10 protein-coding genes are annotated in these 12776 nt (G+C 69.2%); 8 read left to right on the top strand and 2 right to left on the bottom strand.

Annotated elements, in window-relative coordinates:
* Positions 1 to 8: 8 nt before the first annotated feature.
* On the bottom strand, positions 9 to 2750 hold the full coding sequence (aceE, locus tag ACFYY2_RS23520) for a pyruvate dehydrogenase (acetyl-transferring), homodimeric type (protein WP_388745948.1): 2742 nt from the start codon (positions 2748 to 2750) through the stop codon (positions 9 to 11).
* Positions 2751 to 3232: 482 nt separating this feature from the next.
* Between aceE and ACFYY2_RS23515 the strand changes: the two genes are divergently transcribed.
* From ACFYY2_RS23515 to ACFYY2_RS23490, 6 genes are all read left to right on the top strand, one after another.
* Positions 3233 to 3670 carry a DUF3052 domain-containing protein gene (locus ACFYY2_RS23515; RefSeq protein WP_056784969.1) on the top strand — a complete coding sequence of 146 codons (438 nt, stop codon included), beginning with the start codon at positions 3233 to 3235 and terminating at the stop codon, positions 3668 to 3670.
* 165 nt (positions 3671 to 3835) lie between these two features.
* Positions 3836 to 4294, top strand: a complete 459-nt coding sequence (locus tag ACFYY2_RS23510) for a peroxiredoxin (protein WP_388745946.1) — start codon at positions 3836 to 3838, stop codon at positions 4292 to 4294.
* Between the two features lie 231 nt (positions 4295 to 4525).
* Positions 4526 to 5101, top strand: coding sequence for a TerD family protein (locus ACFYY2_RS23505; protein WP_329036966.1), 576 nt, complete (start codon positions 4526 to 4528; stop codon positions 5099 to 5101).
* 148 nt (positions 5102 to 5249) lie between these two features.
* Entirely contained in the window at positions 5250 to 5825 is a 576-nt protein-coding gene (locus tag ACFYY2_RS23500) for a TerD family protein (protein WP_014156474.1), read from the top strand.
* A 71-nt stretch (positions 5826 to 5896) separates the two neighbouring features.
* Positions 5897 to 7045, top strand: coding sequence for a DUF475 domain-containing protein (locus ACFYY2_RS23495; RefSeq protein ID WP_329036960.1), 1149 nt, complete (start codon positions 5897 to 5899; stop codon positions 7043 to 7045).
* A 162-nt stretch (positions 7046 to 7207) separates the two neighbouring features.
* On the top strand, positions 7208 to 7942 hold the full coding sequence (locus ACFYY2_RS23490) for a Tellurium resistance (RefSeq protein WP_388746074.1): 735 nt from the start codon (positions 7208 to 7210) through the stop codon (positions 7940 to 7942).
* A 33-nt stretch (positions 7943 to 7975) separates the two neighbouring features.
* Here ACFYY2_RS23490 and ACFYY2_RS23485 read toward each other — a convergent pair whose 3' ends face one another.
* Complete coding sequence (locus ACFYY2_RS23485) at positions 7976 to 8860, bottom strand: TerD family protein (protein ID WP_388745943.1); 885 nt, start codon at positions 8858 to 8860, stop codon at positions 7976 to 7978.
* 210 nt (positions 8861 to 9070) lie between these two features.
* On the opposite strand from ACFYY2_RS23485, the gene ACFYY2_RS23480 reads away from it, so the two are divergent.
* Positions 9071 to 10231, top strand: a complete 1161-nt coding sequence (locus ACFYY2_RS23480; RefSeq protein ID WP_388745941.1) for an HpcH/HpaI aldolase/citrate lyase family protein — start codon at positions 9071 to 9073, stop codon at positions 10229 to 10231.
* Positions 10232 to 10239: 8 nt separating this feature from the next.
* A complete protein-coding gene (locus ACFYY2_RS23475) occupies positions 10240 to 12750 on the top strand; it encodes a phosphoribosyltransferase (RefSeq protein WP_388745939.1) in 2511 nt (836 codons plus the stop codon).
* Positions 12751 to 12776 lie beyond the last annotated feature (26 nt).

Genomic DNA, 12776 nt, shown 5'->3' with positions numbered 1-12776 from the left:
CAGGGGTGTTACGCGTCGCCGCCCGCCGGACCGGGGCCCGCCGCGGCTACGTCCAGCAGCTCGTAGCGGTCGAGCGCCGTCTTCAGCGCCGAACGGTCGACCTTGCCTTCCTTGGCCAGCTCGGTGAGCACGGCCAGCACGATCGACTGCGCGTCGATGTGGAAGTAGCGCCGGGCCGCACCACGGGTGTCGGCGAAGCCGAAGCCGTCCGCGCCCAGCGACTGGTACGCGCCGGGGACCCAGCGCGCGATCTGGTCCGGCACGGAGCGCATCCAGTCCGAGACCGCGACGAACGGGCCCTCGGAGCCGGACAGCTTCCGCGTCACGTAGGGGACGCGCTGCTCCTCCTCCGGGTGGAGCAGGTTGTGGCGCTCCACCTCCACGGCCTCACGGCGCAGCTCGTTCCAGGAGGTCGCCGACCAGACGTCCGCCTTCACGTCCCACTCCTCGGCGAGGATCCGCTGCGCCTCGACCGCCCAGGGGACCGCGACACCGGACGCCAGGATCTGGGCCGGGATCCGGCCGGCCTCGCCCGCACGGTAGCGGTGCACGCCCGCGAGGATGCCCTCGACGTCCACGTCGGCGGGCTCGGCGGGGTGCTGGATCGGCTCGTTGTAGACGGTGAGGTAGTAGAAGACGTCCTCGTTCTCCTCGGGGCCGCCGCCGTACATCCGGCGCAGACCGTCCTTCACGATGTGCGCGATCTCGTACCCGAACGCCGGGTCGTAGGAGACACAGGCGGGGTTCGTCGACGCGAGGAGCTGCGAGTGGCCGTCCGCGTGCTGCAGGCCCTCGCCGGTCAGCGTCGTACGGCCGGCCGTCGCGCCCAGCACGAAACCGCGCGCGAGCTGGTCGGCCATCTGCCAGAACTGGTCACCGGTGCGCTGGAAACCGAACATCGAGTAGAAGACGTACACCGGGATCAGCGGCTCGCCGTGCGTGGCGTAGGCGGAACCCGCGGCGATCAGCGAGGCGGTGCAGCCCGCCTCGGAGATGCCGTCGTGCAGCATCTGGCCGGTCGGTGACTCCTTGTACGCGAGGAGCAGCTCACGGTCCACCGACTCGTACTGCTGGCCGAGCGGGTTGTAGATCTTCGCACTCGGGAAGAACGCGTCCATGCCGAAGGTGCGGTACTCGTCGGGAGCGATCAGCACGAAACGCTTGCCGATCTCCTTGTCCCGCATGAGGTCCTTCAGGATACGGACGAACGCCATGGTCGTGGCGATCGACTGCTGGCCCGAACCCTTCTTCGCGGTCGCGTAGGCCTTGTCGTCGGGGAGGGGCAGCGGCTCCGCACGCACCACACGCGTCGGGACGTAACCGCCCAGACCCTTGCGGCGGTCGTGCATGTACTGGATCTCCTCCGAGTCGCGGCCCGGGTGGTAGTACGGCGGGTTGCCGTCCTCCAGCTGCTTGTCCGCGATCGGGATGTGCAGACGGTCGCGGAAGCGTTTGAGGTCGTCCGCCGTGAGCTTCTTCATCTGGTGGGTCGCGTTGCGCCCCTCGAAGTTCGGTCCGAGCGTCCAGCCCTTGACCGTCTGCGCCAGGATCACCGTGGGCTGCCCCTTGTGGGCCTTGGCCGCCGCGTACGCCGCGTAGACCTTGCGGTGGTCGTGACCGCCGCGCCCGAGGTGCAGGATCTGGTGGTCGGACATGTCCTTGACCATGTCGCGCAGCCGCGGGTCGTCACCGAAGAAGTGGTCGCGGATGTACGCACCGGTCTCGGTGGCGTACGTCTGGAACTGGCCGTCCGGCGTCGTGTTCAGCTTGTTGACCAGGATGCCCGTCCGGTCCTGCGCGAGCAGCGGGTCCCAGGAGCGGTCCCAGACCAGCTTGATGACGTTCCAGCCGGCACCGCGGAACTGGGACTCCAGCTCCTGGATGATCTTGCCGTTGCCGCGTACCGGCCCGTCCAGGCGCTGAAGGTTGCAGTTCACCACGAAGGTGAGGTTGTCCAGGCCCTCGCGCGCGGCGATGGAGAGCTGGCCGAGCGACTCCGGCTCGTCCATCTCGCCGTCGCCGAGGTAGGCCCACACGTGCGAGTCGGAGGTGTCGGCGATGCCGCGCGCCTCCATGTAGCGGTTCATCCGCGCCTGGTAGATCGCACCGAGGGGGCCGAGGCCCATGGAGACCGTCGGGAACTCCCAGAAGTCCGGCATCGACCGGGGGTGCGGATAGCTGGACAGCGCGTGCCCGGCCTTCGACTGCTCCTGGCGGAAGCCGTCGAGCTGGGCCTCGCTGAGCCGGTCCAGCAGGAAGGCGCGGGCGTAGATGCCGGGGGAGGCGTGTCCCTGGAAGAAGATCTGGTCACCACCGCGGCCGTCGTCCTTGCCGCGGAAGAAGTGGTTGAAGCCGACGTCGTACAGCGAGGCGGAGGAGGCGAAGGTGGCGATGTGGCCGCCGACCCCGATCCCGGGACGCTGGGCGCGGGAGACCATCACCGCGGCGTTCCACCGGGTCGCGTTGAGGACCTTGCGCTCGATCTCCTCGTCGCCCGGGAAGAAGGGCTCGTCCTTCGTGGCGATGGTGTTCACGTAGTCGGTGCTGCGCATCTCCGGCACGGCCACGCGCTTCTCGCGCGCGCGCTCGATGAGCCGGAGCATCAGATAGCGGGCCCGCTCACGGCCCCGCTCGTCGACGGCGGCGTCGAGGGAGTCCAGCCATTCCTGGGTCTCTTCTGGATCGAAGTCCGGGACCTGGCTCGGAAGGCCGCCAATGATGATCGGGTTGCGATCTGATCCGGAAGCCACGCTGTTCCTTCGCTGTTCGGTGGTGCTCTTCAGAGCCTGGTTGCGGGGAACGTACCCCCGTGACGGCTGCTGTACGCCGCCTCCATCGTGTACCGCGAGGTTCCAAACGTCATCTCTACCGTGGGGTAACACAAGGTTCGCGGATGCCGTGTCCGGGGCACGAGTATCAGCGCCGCGGGGACGGTCCGGACCGAACCGCAACGATACGCCCGACCCGGCCAAGCGTTCCCAAAGCCCGTTCGAATCCGAATGGCGGAGCGAAACGGCATAAGCTGAGGAAGGACGTAAAGGGTCCGGACCCCTTTTCCGGGCCCGCAGGAGACATGCCGGACACAGCGGCGACGTGGCAGGGAACGTCACCGTTTAGGCGGTCTCGGACGCCGGGTACTTGCGCGATTCGCCGCGCCCGTGTGGACTACGGCCAATGCCCCGCGCACGCGCGTGGCTGAAGCATTTTCCGAAACATGATCAGGAGGCAACCCGTGAGCGCGACCGCGGACCACGCGGAGGAACGGACCAACACGGCCGCGAGGCTTGGGTTCGAACCCGGACAGGTGGTCCAGGAGATCGGCTACGACGACGACGTCGAGCAGGAGCTCCGTGAGGGCATTGAGGCCACAATCGGCCAGGAACTCGTCGACGAGGACTACGACGACGTCGCCGACGTCGTCCTGCTCTGGTTCCGTGACGAGGACGGCGACCTTACGGACGCGCTGGTGGATGCCATCGGTCTGATCGAGGACGGTGGGGCGGTCTGGCTGCTGACGCCCAAGACCGGCCGCGACGGATACGTCGAACCGAGCGACATCAACGAGGCTGCCCAGACAGCTGGTCTCGCCCAGACCAAGAGCATCAGCGCGGGCAAGGACTGGACGGGCAGCCGTCTGGTCACCCCCAAGGGGGCCAAGGCCAAGCGCTGAGGGCTCTTCCAACACCACCGGGGCCCCCGACGGCATCACGCCGCCGGGGGCCTTCGTGTGCGCCGGTGGGGCCTGCCCCTGTTCCGAGGGGCCGCTGCGTAGGGTGGGATCACCCGGACGGCCCATGCCGGGGAAGTCGTGACACCGGTGAAGGGATGCGTTTCCATGGCGATCGAGGTCGGTACACAGGCTCCGGATCTTGAGCTGAAGGACAACCACGGGCGGACCGTGAGGCTCGCCGACTTCCGCGGTGAGAAGAACGTGGTGCTCGTCTTCTACCCCTTCGCCTTCACCGGCGTCTGCACGGGCGAGCTCTGCGCGCTCCGCGACGAGCTGCCGCGGTTCGAGAACGACGACACCCAGCTGCTCGCCGTCTCCAACGACTCGATCCACACCCTGCGCGTCTTCGCCGAGCAGGAGGGCCTGGAGTACCCGCTGCTGTCGGACTTCTGGCCGCACGGCGCGGCCTCCCGGGCCTACGGCGTCTTCGACGAGGACAAGGGCTGTGCGGTGCGCGGCACCTTCGTCATCGACAAGGAGGGCGTGGTCCGCTGGACCGTCGTCAACGGCCTCCCGGACGCACGTGACCTGAACGACTACGTCAAGGCGCTCGACTCGATCTGATCCGCGGAGCCCCCGGCCCGCCGCCGAGGTGACCGGGGTCCGTGACGCGAGGGTCCGTGATGTGCGGGATCCGGGGTTTGTGACCTCCCGGATCCGGGGATCTCCTGGCGGCGACCGGCCAAAAGCCTGTTTTGGCCGGGAACCGGTCACTAGGATCCAATCGTTGATCCGATGCCAACGCACGACGGGGGTGCTGGTGTCTGCCGCCCCTCTCAAACTTTTGGAGGACTCGTGGGAGTCAGCCTCAGCAAGGGCGGCAACGTCTCGCTGACCAAGGCCGCGCCGAACCTGACAGCGGTCATCGTCGGTCTGGGCTGGGATGCCCGTACGACCACCGGCGGTGACTTCGACCTCGACGCCAGCGCTCTGCTGACGAACACCGAGGGCAAGGTCGGCAGCGACGGGAATTTCGTCTTCTTCAACAACCTCAAGAGCCCCGACGGCTCCGTCGAGCACACCGGCGACAACCTCACCGGTGAGGGCGAGGGCGACGACGAGGTCATCAAGGTCAACCTCGCCGGGGTCCCGGCGGACGTCGACAAGATCGTCTTCCCGGTCTCGATCTACGAGGCCGAGACCCGCCAGCAGAGCTTCGGCCAGGTGCGCAACGCCTACATCCGCGTGGTGAACCAGGCGGACAACAGCGAGCTCGCGCGCTACGACCTCAGCGAGGACGCCTCGACGGAGACCGCGATGGTCTTCGGCGAGCTCTACCGCAACGGCGCGGAGTGGAAGTTCCGTGCGATCGGCCAGGGGTACGCCTCGGGTCTGCGCGGCATCGCGCAGGACTTCGGCGTCAACGTCTGATCCGGTCCGGAGGAAGCTCCGGACCCTTCGGTTCCGCCGCGTCCGGCGCCGCACCACCTGCGGCGCCGGACGCTCTGGGCAGAGCGCCCCGCGTCCGGCAGGCGCCTGCCGCCAGAACGACCGTCCATCGACTCGGGGAGGACACACCATGGGCGTCACGCTCGCCAAGGGAGGCAATGTCTCCCTCTCCAAGGCCGCACCCAATCTCACGCAGGTGCTGGTCGGGCTCGGCTGGGACGCACGATCCACGACGGGAGCCGACTTCGACCTCGACGCCAGCGCGCTGCTGTGCCAGTCGGGCCGGGTCCTCGGCGACGAGTGGTTCGTGTTCTACAACAACCTCACCAGCCCCGACGGTTCCGTCGAGCACACCGGTGACAACCTCACCGGTGAGGGTGACGGCGACGACGAGTCCGTCATCGTCAACCTGACGCAGGTGCCCGCGCACTGCGACAAGATCCTCTTCCCGGTCTCGATTCATGAAGCCGACAATCGTGGGCAGACCTTCGGACAGGTCAGCAATGCCTTCATTCGCGTGGTGAACCAGGCGGACGGTCAGGAACTGGCACGGTACGACCTCACCGAGGACGCTTCGACGGAGACGGCGATGATCTTCGGTGAGCTCTATCGCTACGGCGGGGAGTGGAAATTCCGTGCAGTGGGACAGGGGTACGCGTCAGGGCTCCGGGGCATCGCTCTAGACTTCGGGGTCAACGTTTCGTAAAGCCGCGCACGGCGCGGGGGAGCCCCGCACATCACCGGGGGAGACCCGTTACATACACGATGGGGTAGCCAGTGCTTCTGAAAACCTTCGGCTGGTCGATCGCGTTCACCGCGCTCGGCCTGGTCGCAGCGGTGTTCTACGGGGGGTGGCAGGCATTCGGCGTCGTCGCCATCCTGTCGGTCCTCGAGATCTCGCTGTCCTTCGACAACGCGGTGATCAACGCCGGGATCCTGAAGAAGATGAATGCCTTCTGGCAGAGGATCTTCCTCACCATCGGTGTCCTCATCGCAGTCTTCGGTATGCGGCTGGTCTTCCCCGTCGTGATCGTGGCCATCAGCGCCAAGCTGGGTCCGATCGAGGCCGTCGACCTCTCGTTCAACGACCCTGACAGGTACAAGGAACTGGTCACGGACGCCCATCCGTCGATCGCCGCCTTCGGTGGCATGTTCCTGCTCATGATCTTCCTCGACTTCATCTTCGAGGACCGTGACATCCAGTGGCTGCGCTGGATCGAGCGTCCGCTCGCGAAGCTCGGCAAGGTCGACATGCTGTCGGTCTGCGTCGCGCTCATCGTCCTGCTGGTCAGCGCGCTCACGTTCGCGACCCAGGCCCACCAGCACGGTGGCGGGCACGCCGACAAGACGTCGACCGTGCTGCTCTCCGGTGTCGCCGGTCTGATCACCTATCTCGTGGTCGGCGGTCTGTCCGGATTCTTCGAGAACAAGCTCGAAGAGGAGGAGGAGCGCGAGCACGAGGCGGAGGAAGAGGCCAAGAGGTCCGGGAAACCGGTCGCCGCGGTGGCACTGGCCGGCAAGGCCGCGTTCTTCATGTTCCTCTACCTCGAGGTCCTCGACGCGTCCTTCTCGTTCGACGGCGTCATCGGCGCCTTCGCCATCACCAACGAGATCGTGCTGATGGCCCTCGGCCTCGGTATCGGCGCCCTGTACGTCCGTTCGCTCACCGTGTACCTGGTGCGCCAGGGCACCCTGGACGACTACGTCTACCTGGAGCACGGCGCGCACTACGCGATCGGCGCCCTGTCGATCATCCTGCTCGTCACCATCCGGTACGAGATCAACGAGATCATCACCGGTCTCGTCGGCGTCGTCCTGATCGCCTGGTCCTTCTGGTCCTCGGTCCGGCGCAACAAGGCGATCGCTGCGGCCGGCGGCGACGGCGGCGGCTCCGATTCCAAGGCGGAAGTCTCCTCCGGGGTGTGACCCGGTAGGGATTGAGGAACGCTCTCTCTGCGGGGCGGCCCATGTCGGCGGTTCCGGGAACACCCGGAACCGGCCCGGTGGCCGCCCCGCAGTGGCGTATGGGGCACACGGGCCGTACGGGGCACGGGGGTCGGGAAGTACTACGGATGCATGGGGGTTGGGATGGCCTTCTGGGACGGCCTGTTTCCGGGACGCGCGGCGCAGTTCGAGTCGGGTAGCTCCGCGACGAACTCCATCGTGCTCTCCCGCCGCAACGCGACGGTCTCGCTGATCAAGCAGGGCGCGCTGTCGGGCAATCTGCGCGTCAACCTGTCGTGGCGCATGCGTACCTCGGACATCGGGGGGAGGTCGCGGCAGAGCGGCCGGCTGCTGCGTCCGCTGAAGCTCTTCAAGCCCGACGTGGTCCAGGCCCACACTCAGGGCATGGTCAACGTCGACCTGGACCTGGGCTGCATGTACGAACTCGCGGACGGTACCAAGGGTGTGGTGCAGCCGCTGGGCAACCTCATCGGCGACCTGAACGCGGCGCCGTACATCCGGCTCAGCGGGGACGACCGCTTCGGGGCGCCGTCGGGCGAGACCGTCTACGTGAACCTGGACAAGCGCGACGAGATCAAGCGCCTGCTGTTCTTCGTCTACATCTACGACCAGACCCCGGCCTTCGACCGTACACACGCGAAGGTGACGCTCTACCCGGGCAACGGCCCGCGCATCGAGATCGAGCTGGACGAACGTGCCCCGCAGGCCCGCTCGTGCGCGGTGTTCACCGTGGACAACACCAAGGGCGAGCTGGTGGTGCGGCGCGAGGTCAAGTTCGTCTACGGCTTCCAGTCGGAACTGGACCGCATGTACGGCTTCGGTATGCAGTGGGGGCGCGGCTACAAGACGCGGGCCTGAGTGCGCACCGTCGAGGGCACCCGCGGGGCCGGTTCAGGACCGGAGGAACTGCGGGCCCTGCGGGGGCAGCACGAAGTTCGGGTCGGCGGCGGGCGCGGCGGCCGCCGCGGGCTGGGGGTAGCCGTACGCCGGCTGGGCGGCGGGCTGCGGGTATCCGTATGCGGGCTGGGCCGCCGTGGAGGGCTGGGGGTAGCCGTAGGAGCCCCCCTGGGGTGCCGTGGCCGGCTGCGGGTAGCCGTAGGCCGGCTGCTGGTGCTGCACCGTGGCCTGGCTGTCGGCCTCGGGCGCGGTCTCCGGCAGGGTCCGGCCGGACGCGGACGCGTCGCTTCCGGCGGAGGTCCCGGCGCCCGGCTCGGCGGCCGCCCCGGCCTCGTCCACCGAGATGCCGAACGCGGTGGCCAGCCCGACGAGGCCCGTGGGGTAGCCCTGGCCGACCGCACGGAACTTCCAGCCCTCGCCGCGCCGGTAGAGCTCGCCGCAGATGACGGCCGTCTCCTCACCGGTCTCGGCCCGCACATCGAAGACCGCGAGCGGCTCACCGTCCGCCGACGCCGCGTCGTACAGCGATATCCGCAGGTCACGGACGTTCTCGAACGGGGCTTCGTCGCAGGATGCCGCGATGACCACCTGGTCCACGGACGGGTCGAGGGCGGAGAGGTCCGCCTCGATGGTGTCCGTGAGGCCCTCGGGCGAGCTCCGCTTGGGCAGCCGTCGCACGAGGCCGGAGGGATGCCGCGGCTGGTTGTAGAAGACGAAGTCCTCGTCGGAACGCACCCGACCGGAGGAACCGAGCAGAAGTGCGGAGGCGTCCACGTCCGGCACGCCCGCGCCCGGGGTCCAGTGCAGCACGGCCCGTACGGCCATGGCGTCGAGAGGGACGTTCGAGCCCTTCAGCATCGCGTGCGTCATGGCGGTCATCCTGCCTGCTGGTGGGGCACCCGGACAACGCGGGGGTACGAACCAGTAGGCCAGGCGGCGCCCGCACGCGGCACGAAGGCGCGCCGCGCGGGTACGGGATACACCGGGGTTACCCGAAGTTCATATGCGCGGGGAACCGGCGACACCTGTCCGAACGTACTATTACCGGCCATACGATGTCCGGTCTATCTGGCAGTACGGGGGAAACACATGCGTCATTTCGGGCACATCTCGCCCGCTGTCCGAGAGGGCCTGTTCTTCAGAGAGCCGTGCGCTTTCACCGCGGGCTCATCCGCCCAGGTGCTGTCCGCCGCCCTGGGAGCCACTCTCTACAGCCCTGCCACACGGCCCAGGCTCGCCGACGACGTCGTCAAACAGGTGAGCCGGGGCGTGGTCTCCATGGTGCTCTGCCTGGAGGATTCCATCGACGACGCCGAAGTGGTGGGTGCCGAGGCCAACCTCGTCCGGCAGTTCGCCGACCTCGAGGAGCGGGCCGTCGACGTGCCCCTGCTCTTCATCAGGGTCCGCGAGCCGCAGCAGATCTCCGACCTCGTACGCCGGCTCGGCAGCTCCGTCCGGTTGTTGTCCGGATTCGTACTTCCGAAATTCACGGAGGAGCGGGGCGAGCTGTTCCTCGAAGCCCTCACCGAGGCCGAGGCGGACAGCGGACACCGGCTCTTCGCCATGCCCGTCCTCGAATCCCCGGAGCTGCTGCACCTGGAGACCCGGAGCGAGACCCTCCGGGGAATCGCGCGCACCGTCGACAAGTACCGGGAGCGGGTCCTCGCGCTGCGGCTCGGGGTCACCGACTTCTGCTCCGCCTACGGACTGCGCCGCGCGCCCGACATGACGGCGTACGACGTCCAGATCGTCGGCGCGGTCATCGGCGACGTCGTCAACGTCCTGGGCAGGGCGGACGGCACCGGCTTCACCATCACCGGGCCCGTGTGGGAGTACTTCCGGCTCCAGGAGCGGATGTTCAAGCCCCAGCTGCGCCGCAGCCCCTTCGTGGGACAGGCCGAGAAGCTGCGCACCGCCCTGATCGAACACGACCTCGACGGGCTGCTGCGCGAGATCGAGCTGGACCGCGCCAACGGACTGCTCGGCAAGACCTGTATCCACCCCTCACACGTGCTGCCCGTGCACGCGCTGTCCGTCGTCAGCCACGAGGAGTACAGCGACGCCCAGGACATCCTGCGGCCCGAGCGGGGCGGCGGCGGGGTGCTGCGCTCCGCGTACACGAACAAGATGAACGAAGTGAAGCCGCACCGCGCCTGGGCGGAACGGACCCTGCAGCGGGCCGAGGTCTTCGGCGTGGCGCGGGAGGACGTCGGGTTCGTGGAGCTCCTCGCCGCGGGCGCGACGGACTGATCACGGACATGGCCGAGCACACACCGGAAGAAGCCGTGCACATACCGGAAGAAGACGCAGTGGACGTGGAGTGGTCGGGCAACTGGGTCGCGGAGCGGCTCGGAATCGAGCTCGTCGGCGACGGGGAACTCCGGGAGCTGCTGGGCCTCGCCCTGCGCCGCAACCCGAAGCGGGCCCATCTGCTCGTGTCGAACGTCCTGGGCAAGCACGTGCCCCAGCGGCCGTCCGTCGTGTACGGGGCCGGCTTCGAGCTGGGCGAACGGGTGAGGCACCTGCTCGGTGAGGCGGAGGCCCGCCGCGCGGTCGTCCTCGGCTACGCGGAGACGGCGACCGGACTCGGGCACGCCGTGGCCGACGGGCTCGGGACCGCCCCGTACCTCCACTCGACGCGCCGGCCCGTCGCCGGCGTCCCGCAGGCCGGCGGCTTCGAGGAGGCGCACTCCCACGCCACCTCCCACCTGCTGCTGCCCGAGAACCCCGGCCTGCTCGGGAACACCGGGGAGGGTGCGCCGCTGGTCCTGGTCGACGACGAGTTCTCCACCGGCAACACCGTGCTCAACACCATCCGGGCGCTGCACGCGCGGTTCCCGCGCGACCGCTACGTCATCGTGGCGCTGGTCGACATGCGCTCCGAGGCCGACCGGGGGCGGCTCGCCGAGTTCGCCGCCGAGATCGGCGCCCGCGTCGACCTGATCGCCCGCGCCCGGGGCACGGTCCTCCTCCCGGACGATGTCCTGGACAAGGGCCGGAGCCTCGTCGCCGAGCACGAGAACGGACCGGCCGCACCCGGGGCCCCCGCACCGAGGACCGCGCCCGCGCCCGTGCGCGTCGGTCTCGACTGGCCGGCCGGAGTACCCGACGGCGGACGCCACGGCTTCACCCCCGCCCACCGTGCGGCCCTGGAAGCTGCACTGCCGGCCATGGCCGGACGCATCGCCGACGCGCTCGGCGACGCCTGCCGCGTGCTCGTCCTCGGCTTCGAGGAGCTGATGTACGCGCCGCTGCGGCTCGGCACCGCGCTGGAGGACGCCACCACCGCCGACGTGCTCTACTCCACCACCACCCGCTCGCCCGTCCTCGCCGTGGACGACCCCGGCTACGCGATCCGCAGCCGTCTCGTCTTCCCGGCCCACGACGACCCGGCGGACGGCCCCGGAGACCGCTACGCCTACAACGTCGCGGACGGCGGCTTCGACGCCGTCGTCGCCGTCGTCGACTCCGTCGCGGACACCGAGGCCCTGCACGCCCCCGGCGGACTGCTGGCCACGCTCGCCGGGCACACCGGCCGCGTGCTGCTCGCGGTGGTTCCCTCGTACGTCCCGCCGCCGACCCCCCACAGGCAGGAAGCCGCCATGCTGCCCGAACCCCTCAGGGGCCCCGCCTTCTCCTCCTACGCGGCGCACGACGTCGGCTGGCTGCTCCAGGACCTCTCGGACACCGCGCTGGAGGCCCCGACCGAGGAGCGCGAGGAGGCCATCCAGAGCGGTGGCGCGCACTACGCCGAGTCGCTGCCCGTCGAGTACCAGCCCACCCCGCAGTACCAGGAGCTGTTCAAGGCGGCCCTGGACGCCTCGGCGGCCCGCATCGCCCGGGCCGTCGGCACGGTCACGGAGACGATCCTCGCGGAAGCCCCCTCCTCCCGGCCGGGTTCCGGTGACAGGACCCCCGTCCTCGTCTCCCTCGCCCGGGCCGGCACGCCCGTCGGCGTCCTGATGCGCCGCTGGGCGCGGCACCGGCACGGACTCGACCTGCCGCACTACGCCGTCTCCATCGTGCGGGGCCGCGGGATCGACGCCAACGCCCTGCGCTGGCTGGCCGCCCACCACGGCCCGGCCGACGTCGTCTTCGTCGACGGCTGGACGGGCAAGGGCGCCATCACACGCGAACTCGCGGCGGCGCTGAAGGAGTTCGGCGGCTTCAACCCGGAGATCGCCGTCCTGGCCGACCCGGGGGGCTGCGTCCGCACCTACGGCACGCGCGAGGACTTCCTCATCCCGTCGGCCTGCCTCAACTCCACGGTGTCCGGGCTGATCTCCCGTACCGTCCTGCGCTCCGACCTGGTGGGCCCGCACGACTTCCACGGCGCGAAGTTCTACCGCGAGCTCGCGGACTCCGACGTGTCCAGCCTGTTCATCGACAAGGTCGTCGCCCGCTTCGACGAGGTCGCCGACGCGGTGGACGCCGAGGCCAAGGAGATGCTCGGCGCGGACCGCGCCCCCACCTGGGACGGCTGGGCCGCCGTCGAGCGGATCAGCGAGGAGTACGGCATCCACGACGTGAACCTGGTCAAGCCCGGTGTCGGCGAGACGACCCGGGTGCTGCTGCGCCGCGTCCCGTGGAAGATCCTCGCGAAGCGAGGGGCCGGCGCCGACCTCGACCACGTACGCCTGCTCGCCGAACAGCGCGGCGTACCCGTCGAGGAGGTCGACGAACTCCCCTACACCTGCGTCGGGTTGATCCACCCCAAGTACACCCGTGGTGCGACCGGCGCCGACGGCACGGCGGTGACGGCGAAGTGACCGGGACGAGGAACGGGTGCGGCGAA

It is taken from the genome of Streptomyces sp. NPDC001822, assembly GCF_042892135.1.
GTDB lineage: Bacteria > Actinomycetota > Actinomycetes > Streptomycetales > Streptomycetaceae > Streptomyces.
The sequence above is the reverse complement of the archived record's forward strand: the minus strand, read 5'-3'. Positions and strand labels throughout refer to the sequence as shown.